At 66.6% G+C, this 22,318-nt stretch carries 35 protein-coding genes; 3 read left to right on the forward strand and 32 right to left on the reverse strand.

Annotated features, from left to right (window positions below; genetic code table 11):
- Positions 1-99 precede the first annotated feature (99 nt).
- A complete protein-coding gene (coaA, locus tag ACOKM3_RS18590) occupies positions 100-1,113 on the forward strand; it encodes a type I pantothenate kinase (protein WP_426901875.1) in 1,014 nt (337 codons plus the stop codon).
- A 32-nt stretch (positions 1,114-1,145) separates the two neighbouring features.
- On the forward strand, positions 1,146-2,096 hold the full coding sequence (locus tag ACOKM3_RS18595) for a DUF389 domain-containing protein (protein ID WP_426901876.1): 951 nt from the start codon (positions 1,146-1,148) through the stop codon (positions 2,094-2,096).
- A gap of 6 nt (positions 2,097-2,102) precedes the next feature.
- Here the strand turns inward: ACOKM3_RS18595 and glmM are convergent, their stop codons facing one another.
- The 3 genes from glmM to rplM form a co-directional block, all read right to left on the reverse strand.
- Complete coding sequence (gene glmM / locus ACOKM3_RS18600; RefSeq protein WP_426901878.1) at positions 2,103-3,461, reverse strand: phosphoglucosamine mutase; 1,359 nt, start codon at positions 3,459-3,461, stop codon at positions 2,103-2,105.
- 99 nt (positions 3,462-3,560) lie between these two features.
- Entirely contained in the window at positions 3,561-4,076 is a 516-nt protein-coding gene (gene rpsI / locus ACOKM3_RS18605) for a 30S ribosomal protein S9 (RefSeq protein ID WP_327661994.1), read from the reverse strand.
- A 44-nt stretch (positions 4,077-4,120) separates the two neighbouring features.
- Positions 4,121-4,564 (reverse strand): 50S ribosomal protein L13, encoded by a 444-nt coding sequence (gene rplM / locus ACOKM3_RS18610; RefSeq protein ID WP_327661995.1) that lies wholly within the window; start codon positions 4,562-4,564, stop codon positions 4,121-4,123.
- 349 nt (positions 4,565-4,913) lie between these two features.
- Between rplM and ACOKM3_RS18615 the strand changes: the two genes are divergently transcribed.
- Entirely contained in the window at positions 4,914-5,762 is an 849-nt protein-coding gene (locus ACOKM3_RS18615) for a hypothetical protein (RefSeq protein ID WP_426901881.1), read from the forward strand.
- A 24-nt stretch (positions 5,763-5,786) separates the two neighbouring features.
- Here ACOKM3_RS18615 and truA read toward each other — a convergent pair whose 3' ends face one another.
- From truA to rplD, 29 genes are all read right to left on the reverse strand, one after another.
- A complete protein-coding gene (truA, locus tag ACOKM3_RS18620) occupies positions 5,787-6,641 on the reverse strand; it encodes a tRNA pseudouridine(38-40) synthase TruA (RefSeq protein WP_426901883.1) in 855 nt (284 codons plus the stop codon).
- 78 nt (positions 6,642-6,719) lie between these two features.
- The gene (rplQ, locus tag ACOKM3_RS18625; RefSeq protein ID WP_426901885.1) at positions 6,720-7,205 is read right to left on the reverse strand and encodes a 50S ribosomal protein L17; all 486 of its coding nucleotides are present in this window, start codon (positions 7,203-7,205) and stop codon (positions 6,720-6,722) included.
- 167 nt (positions 7,206-7,372) lie between these two features.
- Positions 7,373-8,395, reverse strand: coding sequence for a DNA-directed RNA polymerase subunit alpha (locus tag ACOKM3_RS18630; protein ID WP_003966937.1), 1,023 nt, complete (start codon positions 8,393-8,395; stop codon positions 7,373-7,375).
- 160 nt (positions 8,396-8,555) lie between these two features.
- On the reverse strand, positions 8,556-8,960 hold the full coding sequence (gene rpsK, locus ACOKM3_RS18635) for a 30S ribosomal protein S11 (RefSeq protein WP_003948617.1): 405 nt from the start codon (positions 8,958-8,960) through the stop codon (positions 8,556-8,558).
- 65 nt (positions 8,961-9,025) lie between these two features.
- Complete coding sequence (rpsM, locus tag ACOKM3_RS18640; RefSeq protein ID WP_306320981.1) at positions 9,026-9,406, reverse strand: 30S ribosomal protein S13; 381 nt, start codon at positions 9,404-9,406, stop codon at positions 9,026-9,028.
- Positions 9,407-9,615: 209 nt separating this feature from the next.
- The gene (gene rpmJ / locus ACOKM3_RS18645) at positions 9,616-9,729 is read right to left on the reverse strand and encodes a 50S ribosomal protein L36 (protein ID WP_003974245.1); all 114 of its coding nucleotides are present in this window, start codon (positions 9,727-9,729) and stop codon (positions 9,616-9,618) included.
- 58 nt (positions 9,730-9,787) lie between these two features.
- Positions 9,788-10,009 carry a translation initiation factor IF-1 gene (gene infA, locus ACOKM3_RS18650; protein ID WP_003948620.1) on the reverse strand — a complete coding sequence of 74 codons (222 nt, stop codon included), beginning with the start codon at positions 10,007-10,009 and terminating at the stop codon, positions 9,788-9,790.
- Between the two features lie 340 nt (positions 10,010-10,349).
- Entirely contained in the window at positions 10,350-11,186 is an 837-nt protein-coding gene (gene map, locus ACOKM3_RS18655) for a type I methionyl aminopeptidase (RefSeq protein WP_426901887.1), read from the reverse strand.
- A 119-nt stretch (positions 11,187-11,305) separates the two neighbouring features.
- Positions 11,306-11,953 (reverse strand): adenylate kinase, encoded by a 648-nt coding sequence (locus ACOKM3_RS18660; protein WP_426901889.1) that lies wholly within the window; start codon positions 11,951-11,953, stop codon positions 11,306-11,308.
- The gene (gene secY, locus ACOKM3_RS18665) at positions 11,953-13,269 is read right to left on the reverse strand and encodes a preprotein translocase subunit SecY (protein WP_426901891.1); all 1,317 of its coding nucleotides are present in this window, start codon (positions 13,267-13,269) and stop codon (positions 11,953-11,955) included. The genes ACOKM3_RS18660 and secY overlap by 1 nt, the downstream gene beginning before the upstream one ends.
- 242 nt (positions 13,270-13,511) lie before the next feature.
- Positions 13,512-13,967: a 50S ribosomal protein L15 gene (gene rplO, locus ACOKM3_RS18670; RefSeq protein ID WP_266713101.1), complete on the reverse strand. Its 456-nt coding sequence runs from the start codon at positions 13,965-13,967 to the stop codon at positions 13,512-13,514.
- 2 nt (positions 13,968-13,969) lie between these two features.
- On the reverse strand, positions 13,970-14,152 hold the full coding sequence (gene rpmD / locus ACOKM3_RS18675; protein WP_030567278.1) for a 50S ribosomal protein L30: 183 nt from the start codon (positions 14,150-14,152) through the stop codon (positions 13,970-13,972).
- Entirely contained in the window at positions 14,152-14,757 is a 606-nt protein-coding gene (gene rpsE, locus ACOKM3_RS18680; RefSeq protein ID WP_266713097.1) for a 30S ribosomal protein S5, read from the reverse strand. The genes rpmD and rpsE overlap by 1 nt, the downstream gene beginning before the upstream one ends.
- A gap of 43 nt (positions 14,758-14,800) precedes the next feature.
- On the reverse strand, positions 14,801-15,184 hold the full coding sequence (gene rplR, locus ACOKM3_RS18685) for a 50S ribosomal protein L18 (protein ID WP_403852536.1): 384 nt from the start codon (positions 15,182-15,184) through the stop codon (positions 14,801-14,803).
- Positions 15,185-15,187: 3 nt separating this feature from the next.
- Positions 15,188-15,727, reverse strand: a complete 540-nt coding sequence (gene rplF / locus ACOKM3_RS18690; protein WP_426901893.1) for a 50S ribosomal protein L6 — start codon at positions 15,725-15,727, stop codon at positions 15,188-15,190.
- Positions 15,728-15,751: 24 nt separating this feature from the next.
- A complete protein-coding gene (gene rpsH / locus ACOKM3_RS18695) occupies positions 15,752-16,150 on the reverse strand; it encodes a 30S ribosomal protein S8 (protein ID WP_158989430.1) in 399 nt (132 codons plus the stop codon).
- 211 nt (positions 16,151-16,361) lie between these two features.
- Positions 16,362-16,547 (reverse strand): type Z 30S ribosomal protein S14, encoded by a 186-nt coding sequence (locus ACOKM3_RS18700; RefSeq protein WP_003948630.1) that lies wholly within the window; start codon positions 16,545-16,547, stop codon positions 16,362-16,364.
- Positions 16,548-16,552: 5 nt separating this feature from the next.
- Positions 16,553-17,110, reverse strand: a complete 558-nt coding sequence (gene rplE, locus ACOKM3_RS18705) for a 50S ribosomal protein L5 (RefSeq protein ID WP_389270534.1) — start codon at positions 17,108-17,110, stop codon at positions 16,553-16,555.
- Positions 17,110-17,433 carry a 50S ribosomal protein L24 gene (gene rplX, locus ACOKM3_RS18710; RefSeq protein WP_190084421.1) on the reverse strand — a complete coding sequence of 108 codons (324 nt, stop codon included), beginning with the start codon at positions 17,431-17,433 and terminating at the stop codon, positions 17,110-17,112. The genes rplE and rplX overlap by 1 nt, the downstream gene beginning before the upstream one ends.
- Before the next feature lie 2 nt (positions 17,434-17,435).
- Positions 17,436-17,804 carry a 50S ribosomal protein L14 gene (rplN, locus tag ACOKM3_RS18715; RefSeq protein ID WP_003974257.1) on the reverse strand — a complete coding sequence of 123 codons (369 nt, stop codon included), beginning with the start codon at positions 17,802-17,804 and terminating at the stop codon, positions 17,436-17,438.
- 105 nt (positions 17,805-17,909) lie between these two features.
- Positions 17,910-18,194, reverse strand: coding sequence for a 30S ribosomal protein S17 (gene rpsQ, locus ACOKM3_RS18720; RefSeq protein ID WP_266713085.1), 285 nt, complete (start codon positions 18,192-18,194; stop codon positions 17,910-17,912).
- Positions 18,194-18,418, reverse strand: coding sequence for a 50S ribosomal protein L29 (gene rpmC, locus ACOKM3_RS18725; RefSeq protein ID WP_010036720.1), 225 nt, complete (start codon positions 18,416-18,418; stop codon positions 18,194-18,196). The genes rpsQ and rpmC overlap by 1 nt, the downstream gene beginning before the upstream one ends.
- On the reverse strand, positions 18,418-18,837 hold the full coding sequence (gene rplP, locus ACOKM3_RS18730) for a 50S ribosomal protein L16 (protein ID WP_018528356.1): 420 nt from the start codon (positions 18,835-18,837) through the stop codon (positions 18,418-18,420). Before rplP ends, rpmC begins: the two co-directional genes overlap by 1 nt.
- A 5-nt stretch (positions 18,838-18,842) precedes the next feature.
- On the reverse strand, positions 18,843-19,682 hold the full coding sequence (rpsC, locus tag ACOKM3_RS18735) for a 30S ribosomal protein S3 (RefSeq protein ID WP_426901895.1): 840 nt from the start codon (positions 19,680-19,682) through the stop codon (positions 18,843-18,845).
- Complete coding sequence (rplV, locus tag ACOKM3_RS18740; protein ID WP_385755885.1) at positions 19,682-20,029, reverse strand: 50S ribosomal protein L22; 348 nt, start codon at positions 20,027-20,029, stop codon at positions 19,682-19,684. The genes rpsC and rplV overlap by 1 nt, the downstream gene beginning before the upstream one ends.
- 42 nt (positions 20,030-20,071) lie before the next feature.
- Entirely contained in the window at positions 20,072-20,353 is a 282-nt protein-coding gene (rpsS, locus tag ACOKM3_RS18745) for a 30S ribosomal protein S19 (RefSeq protein WP_018528354.1), read from the reverse strand.
- Between the two features lie 12 nt (positions 20,354-20,365).
- The gene (gene rplB, locus ACOKM3_RS18750) at positions 20,366-21,202 is read right to left on the reverse strand and encodes a 50S ribosomal protein L2 (protein WP_266713074.1); all 837 of its coding nucleotides are present in this window, start codon (positions 21,200-21,202) and stop codon (positions 20,366-20,368) included.
- A gap of 38 nt (positions 21,203-21,240) precedes the next feature.
- A complete protein-coding gene (gene rplW / locus ACOKM3_RS18755; RefSeq protein ID WP_399227913.1) occupies positions 21,241-21,660 on the reverse strand; it encodes a 50S ribosomal protein L23 in 420 nt (139 codons plus the stop codon).
- Entirely contained in the window at positions 21,660-22,313 is a 654-nt protein-coding gene (rplD, locus tag ACOKM3_RS18760) for a 50S ribosomal protein L4 (RefSeq protein WP_385755881.1), read from the reverse strand. The genes rplW and rplD overlap by 1 nt, the downstream gene beginning before the upstream one ends.
- Positions 22,314-22,318: the final 5 nt, after the last annotated feature.

Consider the following 22,318-nt stretch of genomic DNA (forward strand, 5'->3'; position numbering starts at 1 on the left):
CCACACCTGTGGCGAACCTGTGACGAACGGGGTTCCCCGATCCCCTGGCGTGACACACCCCACCTGCCGCCGCGCGCCACACTGCCGTAACAATGGACTGTGATCTCTCCGGTCTCCGAGTCCAAGCGACAAGCGACCTCCCGGAGCGCCCACCGGCAGAAGCCGGAGGTGACTCCCTACGTCGACCTCACCCGCACCGAATGGAGCGCACTGCGCGACAAGACGCCACTGCCGCTGACAGCGGAAGAGCTGGAACGGCTGCGCGGCCTCGGTGACGTGATCGACCTGGACGAGGTCCGCGACATCTACCTGCCGCTCTCCCGCCTCCTGAACCTGTACGTGGGCGCGACCGACGGCCTGCGCGGAGCGCTCAACACGTTCCTCGGCGAGACGAACAAGAAGGCCGCCCAGTCCGGCACGCCGTTCGTCATAGGAGTCGCGGGATCCGTCGCGGTCGGCAAGTCGACCGTCGCCCGCCTCCTCCAGGCCCTGCTCTCCCGCTGGCCCGAGCACCCGCGCGTCGAGCGGGTCACCACCGACGGCTTCCTGCTGCCCACCAAGGAGCTGGAGGCCCGCGGCCTGATGTCGAGGAAGGGCTTCCCCGAGTCGTACGACCGGCGCGCCCTGACCCGCTTCGTCGCCGACATCAAGGCGGGCAAGGACGAGGTGACCGCCCCGGTCTACTCGCACCTGATCTACGACATCGTGCCCGGCGAGAAGCTCGTCGTGCGCCGCCCCGACATCCTCATCGTCGAGGGCATCAACGTGCTGCAGCCCGCCCTGCCCGGCAAGGACGGCCGCACCCGCGTCGGTCTCGCCGACTTCTTCGACTTCAGCGTGTACGTCGACGCGCGCGCCGAGGACATCGAGGCCTGGTACCTCAACCGCTTCCGCAAGCTGCGCGCGACGGCCTTCCAGGACCCGTCCTCGTACTTCAGGAAGTACACCCAGGTCTCCGAGGAGGAGGCGCTCGACTACGCGCGCACCACCTGGCGCACCATCAACAAGGTCAACCTGCTGGAGAACGTGGCCCCCACGCGCGGCCGCGCGGGCCTCGTCATCCGCAAGGGCCCCGACCACAAGGTCCAACGGCTGCGTCTGCGCAAGCTGTAGCTGCTGCAGCCGTAGCTGCTAGAAAGACCCCCATGCTGCATCTGCGCCTCATCACGCCGTCCGACTCCACGGACGACGTGGTGCGTCTGATCGAGAAGACGACCGGGACCACGCACGTCGTGGTCCTCCCGGACGCCGCCCGCAATCCGTCGGGCGACGTCGTCATGTGCGACGTCGCGCGCGAGGCCGGTGACGAACTCATCGGCGGGCTGCGGAAGTTGGGCATCGACAGGTCGGGCTCGATCTCCGTCGAGAACATCGACCTGTCGCTGTCCCTGCGCGCCGACAAGGCCGAGAAGGACGCGCCGGGCGAGGGCGCGGACGCGGTCCTGTGGGAGCAGCTGTCGGACGCCACGCACGAGGAGTCGACGCTCACGATCACGTACGTGGCGTTCCTGGTCATCGCGACGATGATCGCGGCGTGCGGTGTCGTGCTCGACAACGCGGTCCTGATCGTGGGCGCCATGGCGGTCGGACCGGAGTTCGGCCCGCTCGCCGGATTCTGCACGGCCCTGGTGCGCAGGTCGCCGCGCCTCGCGTGGCGTTCCCTGGTGGCCCTGCTCGTCGGCTTCGCGGTGGCGATGGCGGTGACGGTGGGCTTCAGCTACTTCATGGACGCCGTGCACCTGTTCAGCGAGAGCAAGTTGGAGGGCGACCGGCCCAACACCGGGTTCGTGTACGCGCCCGACTGGTTCTCGTTCGTGGTGGCCGTCCTCGCGGGCGCGGCCGGCACCCTGTCGCTCACCTCGGCGAAGTCCGGGGCCCTCGTGGGCGTCGCCATCTCGGTGACCACGGTCCCGGCGGCGGCGAACGCCGCGGTGGCGCTGAGCTACGGCGACATGGGCCAGATGTGGGGCTCGACCAAGCAGCTCCTGCTGAACCTGCTGGGCATCGTCCTGGCCGGTACGCTCACGCTCCTCGCCCAGAAGTACCTCTGGGCCAAACAGCGCGAACGTACCGCCAGGAAACTCGCCACGAAGTAGCGGCTGCTAGCCGAGCGCCGACTTCACGACGTCGGCCAGGCGCTCCGCGACGGACCGGGCCTGCGCGATGTCCGCGGCCTCGACCATCACCCGCACCAGCGGCTCCGTACCCGAGGAGCGCAGCAACACCCGCCCGGTCGCGCCCAGTTCACGCTCCGCGTCCGCCACGGCCTTCTGCAGCTCCGCGGACGTGGTGACGCGGGACTTGTCCACGTCCGGCACGTTGATGAGCACCTGCGGCAGCCGCTCCATGACGCTCGCGAGGTCCTTCAGCGTCCGCCCGGTCTGCGCGACGCGCGCCGCGAGCAGCAGGCCCGTCAGCGTGCCGTCACCGGTCGTGGCGTGGTCGAGAACGATGACGTGCCCGGACTGCTCGCCGCCGAGCGCGTACCCGTTCTCCTTCATGTTCTCCAGGACGTAGCGGTCACCGACGGCGGTCTGCACGAGGTCGATGCCCTCGCGCTCCATCGCCAGCTTCAGGCCCAGGTTCGACATGACGGTCGCGACCAGCGTGTCGTCGCGCAGTACGCCGCGCTCCTTCATGTCGAGCGCGAGCACCGCCATGATCTGGTCGCCGTCGACCTCGGACCCGGTGTGGTCCACGGCCAGGCAGCGGTCGGCGTCCCCGTCGTGCGCGATGCCGAAGTCCGCACCGTGCTCGACGACGGCGGCCTTCAGCAGGTCCAGGTGGGTCGAACCGCACCCGTCGTTGATGTTCAGCCCGTCGGGTTCGGCGCCGATCGTGACGACCTCGGCACCGACCCGGATGAAGGCCTCCGGGGAGACCCGCGAGGCCGCGCCGTGCGCCTCGTCGAGGACGATCTTCAGGCCTTCCAGCCGGTTCGGCAGCACGCCCGCGAGGTGCGCGATGTACTGGTCGAGGCCCTCGCCGTACGACTTCACGCGGCCGACGCCGGATCCCGTCGGACGGCTCCACGGGGCGCCGGTGCGGTGCTCCTCGTAGATCGTCTCGATCCGGTCCTCGAGGGCGTCGTCCAGCTTGTGGCCGCCGCGGGCGAGGAACTTGATGCCGTTGTCCGGCATGGCGTTGTGGCTCGCGGAGAGCATCACACCGAGGTCGGCGCCGAGCGCGCCCGTCAGGTACGCGACCGCGGGCGTGGGCAGCACGCCCACGCGCAGCACGTCGACTCCGGCGCTGGCCAGGCCCGCGACGACCGCGGCCTCCAGGAACTCACCCGAGGCTCGCGGATCTCGGCCGACCACGGCCACCGGTCGATGGCCCTCAAAACTGCCGGCCTCGCCCAGTACATGTGCCGCCGCGACCGACAGACCGAGCGCGAGCTCCGCCGTCAGATCAGCGTTGGCGACACCGCGCACGCCGTCCGTGCCGAAGAGTCGTCCCACCTTGATGTCCTCCGAACCTTCACATCGACATAAGACGAACGCCCCGGCGGCACGATACGTGCCGCCGGGGCGAACGGAAAAACAAGCAGGCAGCGAGATTTAGCGCTTGCTGTACTGCGGGGCCTTGCGGGCCTTCTTGAGACCGGCCTTCTTGCGCTCGACCGCACGGTCGTCGCGGCGGAGGTAGCCGGCCTTCTTGAGGGCGCCGCGGTTGTTGTCCACGTCGGCCTCGTTCAGCGCGCGGGCCACGCCGAGGCGCAGGGCGCCGGCCTGACCGGAGACGCCGCCACCCGAGATGCGGGCGATGACGTCGTAGCGGCCGTCGAGCTCGAGCACCTTGAAGGGCTCGTTGACTTCCTGCTGGTGGACCTTGTTCGGGAAGTAGTCCTCGAGCGTGCGCCCGTTGACCTTCCACTTGCCGGTGCCGGGCACGATGCGAACGCGCGCGATGGCGTTCTTGCGGCGGCCCAGGCCGGCGGCCGGCTGCGGGTCGCCGAAGCGGGCGGGGTTGGACTCCGAGGTGTACTCGCCCTCGACGGGCGCGTCGGACTCGGTGGTGTAGCTCTCGACGTCGGCGATCTCTTCGACCGGCGTCTCGGCGGTGGTCTCGGCCACGATTCTCCTCAGATTCTTTTCTGTCTTAGGGGGTGTGGCCGGAACTACTGCGCGACCTGGGTGATCTCGAACGGCACCGGCTGCTGGGCAGCGTGCGGGTGCTGGTCGCCCGAGTAGACCTTCAGCTTCGAGAGCATCTGACGGCCGAGCGTGTTCTTGGGGAGCATGCCCTTGATGGCCTTCTCGACGGCCTTCTCCGGGTTCTTCTCGAGAAGCTCGTCGTAGCGCACGGAACGCAGACCACCCGGGTAACCGGAGTGGCGGTACGCCATCTTCTGGGTCTTCTTGTTGCCGGACAGGTGCACCTTGTCCGCATTGACGATGACGACGAAGTCGCCCATGTCCATGTGGGGGGCATAGGTCGGCTTGTGCTTGCCACGGAGGAGGGTCGCGGCAGTGGTGGCCAGACGGCCCAGGACGATGTCCTGCGCGTCAATGACGTGCCACTGGCGAGTCACATCGCCGGGCTTGGGGCTGTACGTACGCACTTCGCAGCCTTCTTCTTCAGTAGATGGGTGCTGAACATGGCATCACTGAAGCGATCGTGCAGCTGGGGACGACAGTGCCGGGTTCAGCGCCCGTATGCCGTCCACTGGTAACTGCTCCAGGGAACCTACGTAAGGGCCTCTCGCCTGATAACGGCCAGGCCAATACGTATAACAACGACCGAGACTACCTGCGCTGCCCCGGATGGGTCAAAACGCGGGCCTCCGGGGCTCCGGAGGCCGTGGATTCCGCTCTGTCGTCTCCCTCCACGCTAACGCGCCGAAAGCCCTCACACCTCCGCCACGGGACGAGGCCCGTGCCACATCAGGCCGTACCTCTAAGATGCGCCCCATGAGTTTCGGGCAAGGGGGATCCCCGTGGGGGCCCAATGACGGCGGATCGACCCCGGACTGGGCGTCGCTCGCGGAGGCATCAGAGGCACGCGCGCGCAAGAAGCGCTGGATGGTGATCGGCGGTGCGATCGTGGCCACGCTCGCCGTCGGTTCGGCGGTCGCGTGGGGCATCGTCTCGACGAACAAGAGCAACGAGAACGCCAACAAACCGGCCGAGCAGCTGCCGAGCACGGCGGACATCCCCAGCGAGGGCAAGTCGGGAGGGCCGTCCTTCGACGCGACGACCCCGCCGCCCCCGCTCGACCCGAACGACTTCATCAACAGCGCCGCGAAGGACAAGGCCCCGATCAGCGCGGACACGCTCTTCCCCGGCAATAAGTTCACCGCCGGTGACCGCGTCTACACGAAGGGCGCCACGGCCCGCACCACCGACTGCTCGTCGGCCGCGCAGAAGGGCCTGGCCGGGGTGCTGAAGAGCAACGACTGCCAGCAGCTGATCCGCGCCACGTACTACAAGGGCAACTCCGCGGTCACCATCGGTGTCGCCGTCTTCAAGACGAAGGCGGAGGCGACGAAGGCCAAGGAGCAGTACGACTTCGACGGCACGGTGGTCTCGCTGCCGGGCTCCGGGGTGCCCACGTTCTGCCGCACCACGGTGTGCCGCCAGACCGCCAACTCGGTGGGCCGCTACACGTACTTCACCAACGGCGGCCTCACCAACGGCCAGGACGCCACGAAGAAGGACACCGTGGTGTTCTCCCTCGGCGACGACCTCCAGGAATTCACCTTCCAGCAGATCAAGCGGCGCGGCGAGATCCAGGCCTCCGCGGCGGCGACGGCGGGCTGACCGCCACCGCCCCGGGCGCCGTCCTCAGCAACATCCGGCGCCCGGGAGCGTCCGCTTGTTGCGTGCCTCCTTGTTGCGCGCGGCGAGCAACTCGTCGGCCGGGTAACCGACTTCCTCCAGCGTCAGCCCGTGCGGCCGCACCACGTGCACGGCGGAGTCCCGCACGCCCGCCGCGAGCACCTTGCCGGGCCAGTCGGCCGGCCGGTGCCCGTCGCCCACGAACAGCAGCGCCCCGATCAGGGACCGCACCATGTTGTGGCAGAAGGCGTCGGCCCGCACGGTCGCGGTCACGATCCCGTCGTCCCCGCGCACGAGGCCGAGCTCCTGCAGCGTACGAATGGTGGTCGCGCCCTCACGCCGCTTGCAGTAGGCGGCGAAGTCGTGCTCGCCGAGGAGCCGCTCGGCGGCCTCGTTCATGGCGTCGACGTCCAGTGGCCAGTCGTGCCACAGCACGTGGCCCCGCAGCAGCGGATCGACGCCGCCCGGGTGATCCGTCACCCGGTACGCGTACCGCCGCCAGATCGCCGAGAAACGCGCGTTGAAGCCGCTCGGCGCCTCGGCCACCGACCACACCCGCACATCCTTCGGCAGCCGCCCCGCGAGCCGCTTCAGCAGCTTCTCCCGGTGCTCGTCCCACACCTGCGCCGGCAGGTCCACGTGCGCGACCTGGCCCCGCGCGTGCACCCCCGCGTCGGTCCGCCCGGCGACCGTCAGGTCGTACGACGCGGTGGACCGCGTCACCGTACGGAGCGCGTCCTCGATCTCCCCCTGCACGGTCCGCCGCCCGGAGGCCTGCTTGGCCCACCCGGAGAAGTCCCTGCCGTCGTAGCTCACGTCGAGCCGCAGCCGCACGAAGCCGTCGGCCACCTCATCACTCACAACAAACAATCCTTAGGGAGAAACGGAAAGCGGGCCCGCCCCGGAAGGGCGGACCCGCTCACACACAAGGCGTCAGCCTCAGGCGTCCTTGGACTCCTCGGCGGCAGCCTCGGCCGGAGCCTCGGTCTGCGCCTCGGTGGCCTCGGCGTCCTTGGCGGCACGCTTGGTGGCGGCCTCGGCCTCACCGGTGGCCTGCTGCTGGACCGTCAGGGCCTCGACCAGCTCGATGACAGCCATGGGCGCGTTGTCGCCACGGCGGTTACCGATCTTGGTGATACGGGTGTAGCCACCCGGACGGTTCTCGTAGCGCGGGGCGATCTCGGTGAAGAGCGTGTGGACGACGCCCTTGTCCGAGATGACCTGGAGCACCTGACGGCGGTTGTGAAGGTCGCCCTTCTTCGCCTTGGTGACCAGACGCTCCGCGTACGGACGCAGACGACGGGCCTTGGCCTCGGTCGTCGTGATCTTGCCGTGCTCGAAGAGGCTCTTCGCGAGGTTCGCGAGGAGCAGCTTCTCGTGCGCGGCGCTGCCGCCCAGACGGGCACCCTTGGCGGGCTTCGGCATGATGTTTCTCCTAGGTGTCTGCCCCGGCCGTATCAGGTACCGGAGTCAGTGTCCGAGCGAGCGGGGTTGCCCGTCGGAGACCCCGAGCCCCTGAAAGGGGCGCGGGGAACTGCGCAACCGCAACGACGGCTCCGCAGCGATTAAGCCGACCTCCGAAGCGGAGCGGCTCAGTACTGCTCGGTCTCGACGAACCCGGCGTCCGCGTCGTCGTCGGCGCCGAAGGCGTCCGCGGCGGCGGTCGGGTCGAATCCGGGCGGGCTGTCCTTGAGGGCCAGGCCCATGCCGGCCAGCTTCGCCTTGACCTCGTCGATCGACTTCGCACCGAAGTTGCGGATGTCGAGCAGGTCGGCCTCGGAGCGGGCGACGAGCTCACCCACGGAGTGGATGCCCTCGCGCTTGAGGCAGTTGTACGACCGAACGGTGAGCTCGAGCTCCTCGATCGGCAGCGCCAGATCGGCGGCCAGGGCGGCGTCCGTCGGGGACGGACCCATGTCGATGCCCTCGGCGTCGATGTTCAGCTCGCGGGCGAGACCGAACAGCTCGACCAGGGTCTTACCGGCCGACGCCATGGCGTCACGCGGACGCATGGCCTGCTTCGTCTCGACGTCGACGATCAGCTTGTCGAAGTCGGTGCGCTGCTCGACACGCGTGGCCTCGACCTTGTACGTGACCTTGAGAACCGGCGAGTAGATCGAGTCGACCGGGATGCGCCCGATCTCCTGACCGACCTGCTTGTTCTGCACGGCGGAGACGTAGCCGCGACCGCGCTCGACGGTCAACTCCATCTCCAGCTTGCCCTTGCCGTTGAGCGTGGCGAGGACGAGGTCGGGGTTGTGCACCTCGACACCGGCCGGGGGCGCGATGTCGGCGGCGGTGACCAGACCCGGGCCCTGCTTGCGCAGGTACATCACGACCGGCTCGTCGTGCTCCGAGGAGACGACCAGCTGCTTGATGTTCAGGATGAGGTCGGTGACGTCCTCCTTGACGCCCGGCACGGTGGTGAACTCGTGCAGGACACCGTCGATGCGGATGCTGGTGACAGCAGCGCCGGGGATCGACGAGAGGAGCGTGCGGCGGAGGGAGTTGCCGAGGGTGTAGCCGAAGCCCGGCTCCAGCGGCTCGATCACGAACCGGGAGCGGAATTCGTCGACGACCTCTTCGGTCAACGAGGGACGCTGAGCAATCAGCATGAAGTGAATCCTTCAGTCAGGGGCACCCACTATTTGATGCCCTGAGACCACCAGGCGGAGCCTGATGTCGTACCTGTCAAGAGTACGGGCGGTACGGCCCAGTACAAAGGCCGTACCGCCCGAAAAACTCAGACCAAACGGCCTGCGCCACTGACCGGAATCAGACGCGGCGACGCTTGGGGGGACGGCAGCCGTTGTGCGGCGTCGGCGTGACGTCCTGGATCGAGCCGACCTCGAGGCCGGTCGCCTGCAGGGAGCGGATGGCGGTCTCACGACCGGAACCCGGGCCCTTGACGAAGACGTCGACCTTGCGCATGCCGTGCTCCTGCGCGCGACGGGCAGCCGACTCGGCGGCCATCTGCGCGGCGAACGGCGTGGACTTGCGGGAGCCCTTGAAGCCGACGTGGCCGGCGGAGGCCCACGAGATCACGTTGCCGGTCGGGTCCGTGATGGACACGATCGTGTTGTTGAACGTGCTCTTGATGTGCGCGTGGCCGTGAGCGACGTTCTTCTTTTCCTTGCGGCGCACCTTCTTGGCAGCGCCCTGACGACCCTTGGGGGGCATGTCGTTCTCCTACAGGGAGGTGGTCGGTCCTACAGCGAAGACCGCTGATGAGCGTCCGCTGAGGACTACTTCTTGCCCGGCTTCTTCTTACCGGCGATGGCGCGACGCGGGCCCTTGCGGGTACGAGCGTTCGTGCTGGTGCGCTGGCCGTGGACCGGCAGGCCGCGACGGTGACGCAGACCCTGGTAGCAGCCGATCTCGACCTTGCGGCGGATGTCGGCCTGAATCTCGCGACGGAGGTCACCCTCGGTCTGGAAGTTCTGGTCCACGTACTCGCGGATCTTGACGAGGTCTTCCTCGCTGATGTCGCGAACGCGGATGTTGCGGTCGACACCGATCGCGTCCAGCGTCTGCTGGGCGCGCGTGCGGCCGATGCCGAACACGTAGGTGAGGGCGACCTCAATGCGCTTCTCGCGCGGGAGGTCAACACCTTCAACGCGTGCCATTCATGGCTCCTGTTGATTCTTCGGAGGTCTGCAGCAGAACCACTCCCAGCCGCCGTCCTCTTCGTTCAAAGAGTTGGTACGAACTGGGTCCCCGGCCTCCGACCGAAGGTGTCGCCACGACGGAACCGTCGCCGGCGGGCTCTGCATATGTACTCAATGTGCTGCGTCGCGCGAACTCTGCGAACGAACTGCAGTGATACGGGTCTGCGTCAGCCCTGGCGCTGCTTGTGGCGCGGGTTGTCGCAGATCACCATGACCCGACCGTGACGGCGGATCACCCTGCACTTGTCGCAGATCTTCTTGACGCTCGGCTTGACCTTCATGGGTGAGGTTCTCCGGGTCAGTTGCCGGCGGCCCGCCGAGGCGGGACTAGGGCAAGATCTACTTGTACCGGTAGACGATCCGGCCACGCGTGAGGTCGTACGGAGACAGCTCCACCACGACCCGGTCGTCAGGGAGGATACGGATGTAGTGCATGCGCATCTTGCCGCTGATGTGTGCCAGGACCTGGTGGCCGTTCTGGAGCTCGACCTTGAACATGGCGTTCGGCAGAGACTCGACGACAGTGCCCTCGATCTCGATGGCACCTTGCTTCTTGGCCACGCTTCGCCCTTCGAATCGACTACCTTGATCGACTTCCGTGTCCGCATGGAGACATGCGCATACACGAGAGCCGACGAGTCAGTCTACGTCAGTACCCCCGGAAAGACGAATCTCGTGATTCTGCCCTACCGCGGAGATCATTAAGCCCCCACCACGCCCGCCATGGCCGCCTTCGCCGCCTTGGGCAATCTGCCGCCGCCCCCGGCCGCCTTGGGCAATCTGCCACCGACTCCGGCCCGCCTTGGGCAATCTGCCGCCAAGGGCGGCAGGGTGGGCAAGGCGGCACCCCGTCGCGGGGCGAGCGCTACACGAGGCCCCACCCCGTCGCCGCCCCGCGGTCTCAGCCCAGCGGGTCAGGCGCCGCAGTAACACCCAGCTCGGCCAGCTTCGCCTTGCCCCCGTCCGGCGCCGTAAGCACCAGCGGCCCGTCCTCCGTCAGCGCCACCGAGTGCTCCCAGTGCGACGACCACGTCCCGTCCGTCGTGATGACGGTCCAGTCGTCCGACAACGTCTCCGTCTTCGGCGTCCCGAGCGAAACCATCGGCTCAATGGCGAGGCAGAACCCGGGAACGAGCTTCGGCCCCTTCCCCCGCCGCCGCTCGACGTAGTTCAACAGGTGCGGGTCCATGTGCATCTCGGTCCCGATCCCGTGCCCGCCGTAGTCCTCGACGATCCCGTACTTCCCGCCACCCGGCTTCGGCTGCCGGCGGATGTACGACTCGATGGCACGGGAGATGTCGACCAGCCGGTTACCGGACTTCATCGCGGCGAGCCCGGCCCACATCGACTCCTCGGTCACCCGCGACAGCTCGATCAGCTCCGGAGCGTGACCGGACCCCACGAAGGCCGTGTACGCCGCATCGCCGTGCCAGCCGTCCACAATGGCGCCCGCGTCGATCGAGATGATGTCGCCGTCCTCCAGGACGACCTCGTCGCTCGGGATGCCGTGCACCACGACCTCGTTCTTCGAGGTGCAGATGGTCGCGGGGAACCCCCCGTACCCGAGGAAGTTCGACTTCGCCCCGTGCTCGGCGAGCACCTTGCGGGCCACCTCGTCCAGATCCTTGGTGGTCGCGCCCGGCACGGCCGCCTCCCGGGTCGCCGCGTGGATCGCCGCGACGACAAGCCCCGCCTCCCGCATCTTGCGAATCTGGTCGGGGGTCTTGATCTGCACCATGGGGGCCTGCGCTCTCCGTCATCCGGTACGAGGGTTACGTACGTCCAGTCCCCACCAACACTAAGGCCGCGGTCCCCTCGACGGGGAACCGCGGCCTCAGGCACGTCCTACGGAAGCGCTCAGCGCTTCAGGGCCTCCATGGCCCGCGCCGTGACGTCCTCGACCTTGCCCAGGGCGGAGATCGTCACGACGAGCCCCTGCTCCCGGTAGTAGTCGATGATCGGCTCGGTCTGCGTGTGGTAGACCTCGAGCCGCTTGCGCACGGTCTCTTCCTTGTCGTCGTCACGCTGGTACAGCTCGCCGCCGCAGGTGTCGCAGACACCCTCGGTCTTGGGCTGCTTGTACGTGACGTGGAAGACGTGTGCCGAGTCGTTACGGCAGATGCGGCGGCCGGCGATGCGCTTGACCACCTCGTCCTCGGGGACCTCCAGGTCGAGAACCGCGTCCAGCGTGACGTCGTCGGCCTTGAGGGCGACGTCGAGCGCCTCGGCCTGCGAGACGTTGCGCGGGAAGCCGTCGAGCAGGAAGCCGTTCACGGCGTCCGGCTGCTCCATGCGGTCCTTCGCCATCCCGATGGTGACCTCGTCCGGGACCAGCTGGCCCGCGTCCATGTAGGACTTGGCCTTCTTGCCCAGCTCCGTGCCCTGGCTGATGTTGGCACGGAAGAGGTCGCCCGTGGAGATGTGCGGAATCGACAGGTTCTTGGCCAGGAACGCGGCCTGCGTTCCCTTGCCAGCACCGGGCGGCCCGACGAGGACGATACGCATCAGCGGAGGAACCCTTCGTAATTGCGCTGCTGGAGCTGGCTCTCGATCTGCTTCACCGTCTCCAGGCCGACACCCACGATGATCAGGATGCTCGTGCCACCGAACGGGAAGTTCTGGTTTGCCCCGAAACCAACCAACGCCATCGTCGGCACGAGAGCGATCAGGCCCAAATACAGCGAACCCGGCCAGGTGATCCGGTTGAGCACGTACGAAAGGTACTCAGCGGTCGGTCGGCCAGCCCGGATGCCCGGGATGAAGCCACCATACTTCTTCATGTTGTCGGCGACTTCCTCGGGGTTGAACGAGATCGCCACGTAGAAGAACGCGAAGAAAACGATCAGGAGGAAGTACGTGACGATGTAAATCGGGTGATTTCCCTTGGTCAGGTGGTCGTCGATCCACACCTTCCACTGCGAATCTCCACCGGCGAACTGGGCGACCAGGGCCGGAATGTAGAGCAGCGACGAAGCGAAGATGACAGGGATCACACCCGCCTGATTCACCTTGAGCGGGATGTACGTGGACGTACCGCCGTAGGAACGGCGGCCGATCATGCGCTTCGCGTACTGCACCGGGATACGTCGCTGAGCCTGCTCGACGAAGACCACCAGGGCGACCATGACCAGGCCGACGAGGATGACCGTGCCGAACTCGATCCAGCCGTCGGCCAGCGAGCCCTGCTGCTTGATGGCCCACAGGGCGGACGGGAAGGTGGCGGCGATCGAGATGAACATCAGGATCGACATGCCGTTGCCGATGCCGCGGTCAGTGATCAGCTCGCCGAGCCACATCATCACGCAGGTACCGGCGGTCATCACGAGGACCATGGTGACGGTGACGAAGATCGACTGGTCGGGCACGATCTCGCTGGCGACGGGGCAGCCCTGGAAGAGCGCGCCGGTGCGGGCGGTGGCGACGAGGCCGGTGCCCTGAAGGATGGCGAGCGCCACGGTCAGGTAGCGCGTGTACTGAGTGATCTTCGCCGTGCCGGCCTGGCCCTCCTTCTTGAGGGCTTCCAGGCGCGGGATCACCACGGTGAGCAGCTGCAGAATGATGCTCGCGGTGATGTACGGCATGATGCCCAGCGCGAAGATGGTGATCTGCAGCAGCGCCCCGCCACTGAACATGTTCACCAGGCCGAACAGCCCGTTTGATCCGGACTTGGCCGCATCCATACACGTCTGGACGTTCGTGTAATCGACCCCGGGGATCGGCACATGTGCGCCGAGCCGGTAGATCACGATGATGCCCAGCGTGAAGAGCAGCTTCTTGCGCAGGTCGGGCGTCTTGAACGCCCGGGCGAACGCGGTGAGCACGGTGCCTCCTGCGACCCCCGCGCGCGTGCGTCAGAGGTGACGGTCTTGAGGATTCGACAAATACGTAAACGGTCTAACGGCCAAGAGCCTGGATAGGTGCCGGGGGCACACTAAGCCCGGAACTTAACAACGGACGCCACCTTACCGGCGTAACTGCCCCCCTTGGAACGACCAACCGGGGATGCCCCATATGTGGGGCATCCCCGGTAGGGACGTTCACGTCATCAAGACGCCTGATTTGTTCAGACGAGCTCGGTGACCGTACCGCCTGCGGCGGTGATCTTCTCCTTGGCGGAGCCGGAGACGGAGTCGACCGTCACCTGCAGCGCCACGGTGATCTCGCCCTGGCCAAGGACCTTGACGAGGCTGTTCTTACGGACAGCACCCTTCTCCACCAGACCCTCGACGGTGACTTCGCCACCCTCGGGGTACAGCGAGGCGAGCTTGTCCAGGTTCACGACCTGGAACTCGACCTTGAAGGGGTTCTTGAAGCCCTTGAGCTTCGGGAGACGCATGTGGAGGGGCATCTGGCCACCCTCGAAGCGCTCCGGAACCTGGTAACGGGCCTTCGTACCCTTGGTACCGCGACCTGCCGTCTTACCCTTCGACGCCTCACCACGACCCACACGGGTCTTGGCGGTCTTGGCGCCCGGGGCAGGACGGAGGTTGTGGATCTTGAGCGGGTTCTGCTCACCCATGATCAGTCGACCTCCTCGACCGTCACGAGGTGGCGGACGGTCTGCACCATGCCGCGGAACTCGGGACGATCCTCCTTGACGACCTGCGTGTTGATGCCCTTGAGACCAAGGGAACGCAGGGTGTCACGGTGGTTCTGCTTGCTGCCGATGTACGACTTCGTCTGCGTGATCTTGAGCTGTGCCATTACGCAGCACCGGCCCCGGCACGCGCACGCAGCAGGGCCGCGGGAGCGACGTCCTCGAGGGGCAGACCGCGGCGGGCCGCGATCTCCTCGGGACGCTGCAGACCACGCAGGGCCTCCACCGTGGCGTGCACGATGTTGATCGCGTTCGACGAACCGAGCGACTTCGACAGGATGTCGTGCACGCCCGCGCACTCGAGCACGGCACGCACCGGACCACCGGCGATAACACCGGTACCGGGGGAAGCCGGCTTGAGCAGGACGACGCCCGCAGCCTTCTCGCCCGTGATCGGGTGCGGGATGGTGCCCTGGATACGGGGGACCTTGAAGAAGTGCTTCTTGGCCTCCTCAACACCCTTGGCGATGGCGGCCGGCACCTCCTTGGCCTTGCCGTAACCGACACCCACGGTGCCGTCACCGTCGCCCACTACGACGAGCGCAGTGAAGCTGAAGCGACGACCACCCTTCACAACCTTGGCGACGCGGTTGATCGCGACAACGCGCTCAACGTACGCGGTCTTCTCGGCGGCGTTGCCACCGTCGCGACCCTTCCGGTCCCGCCGCTCGCCGCCACCGGCACCGCCACCGCGGCGCTGGGGTCCAGCCATTGGAATTACCTCTCTCTGTTTCCGCTAGCTACGGAACCAGGACTCAGAACTTGAGTCCGGCCTCGCGGGCGGCGTCCGCCAGGGCAGCGATGCGCCCGGCGTACTGGTTACCACCACGGTCGAACACGACAGCCTCGACACCGGCGGCCTTGGCGCGCTCGGCGACCAGGGCGCCGACCGACTTGGCCTGCGAGGACTTGTCGCCCTCGCCGCCGCGGATCGACGTGTCAAGGGTCGACGCCGACGCGAGGGTGTGACCCTTAACGTCGTCGATGACCTGCGCCACGATGTTCCGGTTCGAGCGCGTCACGACCAGGCGCGGACGCTCGGCCGTACCCGACATGTTCTTGCGGATACGGATGTGGCGGCGCTTGATGGCCGCACGCTTGTAAGCGTCGCCCTTAGCGATCTTCTGACCGTATGCCATGGCTTACTTACCCGCCTTTCCGACCTTGCGGCGGATGACTTCGCCTTCGTACTTGACGCCCTTGGCCTTGTACGGGTCGGGCTTGCGCAGCTTGCGGATGTTGGCCGCAACCTCGCCGACCTTCTGCTTGTCGATGCCCTCGACCGAGAACTTGGTCGCCGATTCGACCTTGAAGGAGATGCCCTCGGGCGCCTCGATCAGGATCGGGTGGCTGTAGCCGAGCGAGAACTCCAGGTTGGAGCCCTTCGCCAGGACGCGGTAACCGACACCGCTGATTTCGAGCTTCTTCACGTAACCCGTGGTCACGCCGGTGATCATGTTCGCCACCAGCGTGCGGGACAGGCCGTGGAGGGCCTTGTTCTGACGCTCGTCGTTCGGGCGGGTGACGGCCAGAACGCCGTCCTCACCCTTGGCGATCTCGATCGGCGCAGCAACGGTGTGGCTCAGGGAACCCTTGGGGCCCTTGACCGACACCGTCTGGCCGTCGATGGTGACGTCCACGCCGGCGGGAACCGTGATGGGGAGCTTGCCAATACGCGACATAGCTGTTTCCTCCGATTCCTTCCGCTACCAGACGTAGGCGAGGACTTCCCCACCCACGCCCTTCTTGCCTGCCTGCTGGCCGGTCAGGAGACCGTGCGACGTGGAGATGATCGCCACGCCGAGGCCACCGAGAACCTTCGGCAGGTTGGTGGACTTCGCGTAAACACGCAGACCGGGCTTGGAGATGCGCTTGATGCCGGCGATCGAACGCTCACGGTTCGGGCCGAACTTCAGCTCCAGGACGAGGTTCTTGCCGACCTCGGCGTCCTCGACCTTCCAGCCGGTGATGAAACCCTCCTGCTGGAGGATCTCCGCGATGTGCGACTTGATCTTGCTGTGCGGCATCGACACGGAGTCGTGGTATGCCGAGTTCGCGTTCCGCAGACGCGTAAGCATGTCTGCGATCGGATCAGTCATGGTCATGAATTGGCCTTCGGCCTCTCTCGCCGGGGTTTCCTGTATGCGCCATCCCTCTCCCCACACAGGGGCGGGACGGGTGCGGCGCGGGGACCTACGGCGTAGTAAGTCGGTCAGGGCGGCAGAAGCGCCCAACTCTCCTAGCCTAAGCCATGGGAGCAGGGTGCTCTGCCGACCCTCTACTTACCGAGAGATCCGGGCAATCCCAACTAAGGGACTACCAGGAGCTCTTGGTCACGCCCGGCAGCTCGCCACGGTGAGCCATCTCACGAAGGCACACGCGGCAGAGGCCGAACTTGCGGTACACGGAGTGCGGGCGGCCGCAGCGCTGGCAGCGGGTGTAGCCACGGACACCGAACTTCGGCTTACGAGCAGCCTTGGCAATAAGAGCCTTCTTCGCCATCTCGCTTACGCCTCCTTGAACGGGAAGCCGAGGTGACGCAGAAGGGCACGGCCCTCGTCGTCGTTGGTCGCCGTGGTGACCACGGTGATGTCCATACCCCGGACGCGGTCGATCTTGTCCTGGTCGATCTCGTGGAACATGACCTGCTCCGTGAGACCGAAGGTGTAGTTGCCACGGCCGTCGAACTGCTTGGGGGACAGACCACGGAAGTCGCGGATGCGCGGAAGCGCGAGCGACAGGGTGCGGTCCAGGAACTCCCACATGCGGTCGCCACGGAGCGTGACGTGGGCACCGATCGGCTGACCCTCACGCAGCTTGAACTGCGCGATGGACTTGCGAGCCTTGGTGATGGCCGGCTTCTGGCCGGTGATCGTCGTGAGGTCACGGACGGCACCGTCCATGAGCTTCGAGTCACGGGCGGCGTCGCCGACACCCATGTTCACGACGACCTTCACGAGACCGGGAATCTGCATGACGTTCTCGTAAGAGAACTCCTCCTGCAGCTTCGCCGTGATCTCCTCGCGGTACTTCGTCTTGAGACGCGGAGTGGTGGTGGTCGTCATCAGATGTCCTCACCCGTCCGCTTGGCAACGCGGATCTTGTTGCCCTCGTCGTCGAAGCGGAAACCGACGCGCGTGACTACCTTGTTGCCGTCCTTCTCCACGACCAGCTGGACGTTGGAGACGTGGACGGGGGCCTCGGTGGTCACGATGCCGCCGGCCTGCGAGCCGCTGGCGGTCGGGCCGGCCTTCGTGTGCTTCTTGACCCGGTTGACACCCTCGACCAGGACGCGCTCGTCGCGCGGGTAAGCGGCAATGACCTTGCCCTGCTTGCCCTTGTCCTTACCGGTGATGACCTGGACCAGGTCGCCCTTCTTGATCTTCATGCTTACAGCACCTCCGGCGCGAGCGAGATGATCTTCATGAACTTCTTCTCGCGCAGCTCACGGCCGACCGGGCCGAAGATACGGGTGCCGCGGGGGTCGCCGTCGTTCTTCAGAATGACGGCGGCGTTCTCGTCGAAACGGATGTACGAGCCATCCGGACGGCGACGCTCCTTGACGGTGCGAACGATGACCGCCTTGACGACGTCACCCTTCTTCACGTTGCCACCGGGGATCGCGTCCTTGACGGTGGCGACGATGACGTCACCGATGCCCGCGTAGCGGCGACCCGAGCCACCGAGAACACGGATGGTGAGAATTTCCTTCGCACCCGTGTTGTCGGCGACGCGCAGTCGCGACTCCTGCTGGATCACGTCTATCTCCTGTTTGTCTGCCGGTTCCCGGTGCAGAAGCGCTAATGACTAGCGCTTCTGCACCGAGCCTGGCGGAACGAACCCTGAGGGATACCCCTCAGAGAATTACTTGGCCTTCTCGAGGATCTCGACGATGCGCCAGCGCTTGCTCGCCGACAGCGGACGCGTCTCCATCAGGAGGACGCGGTCGCCGACGCCGGCAGCGTTCTGCTCGTCGTGCGCCTTGAGCTTGTTCGTACGGCGGATGACCTTGCCGTACAGGGCGTGCTTGACGCGGTCCTCGACAGCGACGACGACGGTCTTGTCCATCTTGTCGCTGACGACAAGGCCCTCACGGGTCTTGCGGAAGCCGCGGGCGGCGGTCTCTTCAGTCACAGTCTTCTCGCTCATCAGGCGCTCTCCACCGTCTCGATGCCCAGCTCGCGCTCACGCATGAGGGTGTAGATCCGCGCGATGTCCTTGCGGACGGCCTTGAGCCGGCCGTGGTTCTCGAGCTGACCCGTCGCCGCCTGGAAGCGGAGGTTGAACAGCTCTTCCTTGGCCTCGCGGAGCTTGTTGAGGAGCTCCTCGTTGCCCAGCTCGCGCAGCTCAGACGCCTTGGTTCCGGCCGACATCACGCTTCACCTGCCTCGCGCTTGACGATCTTGCACTTCATCGGCAGCTTGTGAGCCGCACGAGTCAGCGCCTCGCGCGCGGTCTTCTCGTTGGGGTACGACAGCTCGAACATCACGCGTCCGGGCTTGACGTTGGCGACCCACCACTCCGGGGAACCCTTACCGGAACCCATGCGGGTCTCGGCAGGCTTCTTGGTGAGGGGGCGGTCCGGGTAAATGTTGATCCAGACCTTGCCGCCACGCTTGATGTGACGCGTCATGGCGATACGAGCGGCCTCGATCTGACGGTTCGTCACGTACGCCGGGGTGAGGGCCTGAATGCCGTACTCACCGAACGCAACCTGCGTGCCACCCTTGGACATACCGCTGCGCTTCGGGTGGTGCTGCTTGCGGTGCTTGACCCTACGGGGGATCAGCATTTCGGTCAGGCCTCCGTTCCGGTGCTCTCAGCAGCCGGAGCGGCAGCGGCGGGAGCGTCGGCCTTGGGGGCCTCGGCAGCCGGCGCGGACTGCTGCTGCGGCTTACGACCGCGACCGCCACGCTCGCCACCACGGCCACCACGGGCCGGGCGGTCGTTGCCGCCACGGGCCGGACGGTTACCGGCGCGGGCTGCGGCGTTCTCGGCGCGAACCTCGGCGATGTTCTTGACGTCGCCCTTGTAGATCCAGACCTTCACACCGATGCGGCCGAAGGTCGTCTTGGCCTCGAAGAAGCCGTAGTCCACGTTGGCGCGGAGCGTGTGCAGGGGCACGCGGCCCTCGCGGTAGAACTCCGAACGGGACATCTCGGCACCGCCGAGACGACCGCCACACTGGATCTTGATGCCCTTGGCGCCGGCCTTCATCGTGCCCTGCATGCTCTTACGCATGGCGCGACGGAAGGAGACGCGGGAGGACAGCTGCTCGGCAACGGCCTGGGCAACCAGCTGAGCATCGGTCTCGGGGCTCTTGACCTCGAGGATGTTCAGCTGGACCTGCTTGCCCGTGAGCTTCTCGAGGTCACCGCGGATGCGGTCGGCCTCGGCGCCACGGCGGCCGATGACGATGCCCGGACGAGCGGTGTGGATGTCCACACGCACGCGGTCACGGGTGCGCTCGATCTCAACCTTCGAGATGCCGGCGCGCTCCATGCCGGACGTCATCATCCGACGGATGGCGACGTCTTCCTTGACGTAGTCCTTGTACAGCTTGTCGGCGTACCAACGCGACTTGAAGTCGGTCGTGACACCGAGCCGGAACCCGTGCGGGTTTACCTTCTGGCCCATTACCGGGTTCCTTCCTTGCTGCTGACGACCACGGTGATGTGGCTGGTCCGCTTACGGATCCGGTAGGCACGGCCCTGAGCACGCGGACGGAACCGCTTCAGGGTCGGGCCCTCGTCCACGTACGCCTCGCTGATGAACAGCGAAGAAGCGTCAGGGTGGTCGTAGTTGTGCGCGGCGTTGGCGATGGCGCTGTCGAGCACCTTGCCCACCGGCTGGCTAGCGGCCTGCGGGGCGAAACGCAGGACCGCCTGAGCCTCCGTGGCATCCATGCCACGGATGAGGTCCACCACGCGGCGGGCCTTCATGGGCGTGACGCGGATGTACCGCGCCTGGGCCCTGGCTTCCATGGTTGTCCCTTCGGTGTTAGTCATAGTCGATTCCACCCCGCCTTAGCGGCGCTTCGACTTCCGGTCGTCCTTGACGTGACCCCGGAAGGTGCGCGTCGGCGAGAACTCGCCGAGCTTGTGGCCGACCATCGACTCGGTGACGAACACCGGGATGTGGGTCTTGCCGTTGTGCACCGCGATCGTGTGACCCAGCATGCTGGGGATGATCATCGAGCGGCGGGACCAGGTCTTGATGACGTTCTTGGAACCGGCTTCGTTCTGAGCGTCCACCTTCTTCACGAGGTGGCCGTCGACGAAGGGTCCCTTCTTGAGACTGCGCGGCATCTAAACCCGCTCCTAGCGCTTCTTGTTCGACTTGCGGCGGCGGACGATGTACTTGTTGCTCGCCTTGTTGCGATCACGAGTACGACCCTCCTTCTGGCCCCACGGCGAGACCGGGTGGCGACCACCGGAGGTCTTGCCTTCACCACCACCGTGCGGGTGGTCGACCGGGTTCATGACGACACCACGCACGGTCGGGCGGACGCCCTTCCAGCGCATGCGGCCGGCCTTGCCCCAGTTGATGTTGCTCTGCTCGGCGTTGCCGACCTCGCCGACGGTGGCGCGGCAGCGCACGTCGACCAGGCGGATCTCGCCGGAGGGCATACGAAGGTGGGCCATCGAGCCCTCCTTCGCGAGCAGCTGCACGGAGGCACCCGCGGAGCGGGCGAACTTGGCGCCACCACCGGGACGGAGCTCGATCGCGTGGATCGTGGTACCGACCGGGATGTTGCGGAGCGCCAGGTTGTTACCGGGCTTGATGTCGGCAGCGGGGCCGTTCTCCACCTTGGCACCCTGCGCGAGACCGCGCGGAGCCAGGATGTAGCGCTTCTCGCCGTCCGCGTAGTGCAGGAGCGCGATGCGCGCAGTGCGGTTCGGGTCGTACTCGATGTGAGCGACCTTGGCCGGCACGCCGTCCTTGTCGTGACGACGGAAGTCGATCACGCGGAAGGCGCGCTTGTGTCCACCACCCTGGTGGCGAACGGTGATCCGACCGGCGTTGTTACGGCCGCCCTTGCTGTGCAGCGGGCGGACCAGCGACTTCTCCGGCGTGGACCGCGTTACCTCGACGAAGTCGGCGACGGAGGAGCCACGGCGGCCCGGCGTCGTCGGCTTGTACTTGCGGATTCCCATTTCTCAGTCCTCGTCCGATATTCGGACCAGGGTCTCCGTTAGGAGGCCTGGCCGAAGATGTCGATACGGTCGCCCTCAGCGAGGGTCACGATGGCGCGCTTGGTGTCGGCACGCTTGCCGAACCCTGTGCGCGTACGCTTCCGCTTGCCCTGACGGTTGATCGTGTTGACGCCGGTGACCTTGACCGAGAAGACCGCCTCGACGGCCTGCTTGATCTGGGTCTTGTTGGCGCCGGGGGCCACGACGAACGTGTACTTGCCCTCGTCGAGAAGCGCGTACGACTTCTCGGAGACGACCGGCTTGACGAGGACGTCACGCGGGTCCGAGAAGGACTTGCTCAGCGGCGTGGGCTCAACGGCGACCTTGCCCTCGGTCGCGATGCGCTTCGCCTTGGCGACGCGCGCGGCCTTGGCGGCCTTCGCAGCCTTGGAGGCAATGCTCGGGTGACGCGTAGCCATCAGGCCTCGCTCCCTTCGGTGTCAGCGGCCTTGGGGCCAGACACGAAGGACTCGAAAGCGGCCTTGGTGAAGACCACGTCGTCCGAGACGAGAACGTCGTACGTGTTCAGCTGGCCCGGCTCCAGGATGTGGACCTGGGGCAGGTTGCGGGCGGAGAGCCACGCGGCCTCGTCGGCGCGGTCGACGACCAGGAGCAGGTTCTTGCGCTCCGAGACCTTGCCGAACAGCGTCTTCGCGGCCTTCGTGGAAACCTCGCCCTCCACCACGCCGGAAACGACGTGGATGCGAGCGTTGCGGGCCCGGTCGGTGAGGGCGTGACGCAGCGCGGCAGCCTTCATCTTCTTCGGGGTCCGCTGCGAGTAGTCACGCGGCACGGGGCCGTGGACAACGCCACCGCCGGCGAACTGCGGCGCACGGGTCGAACCCTGGCGCGCGCGGCCGGTGCCCTTCTGGCGGTAGGGCTTCTTGCCACCACCGCGGACTTCGCCGCGGCGCTTGGTCTTGTGCGTGCCCTGACGGGCAGCGGCCAGCTGTGCGACGACGACCTGGTGAAGCAGCGGAACGCTGATCTTCTCTACGTCGAAGATCTCCGCGGGGAGCTCGACGGTCCCGGTCTTGTCGCCTGCCGGCGAAAGGATGTCAACAGTGCTCATCGGTT

This window comes from Streptomyces nidicola (assembly GCF_050106155.1).
GTDB lineage: Bacteria > Actinomycetota > Actinomycetes > Streptomycetales > Streptomycetaceae > Streptomyces.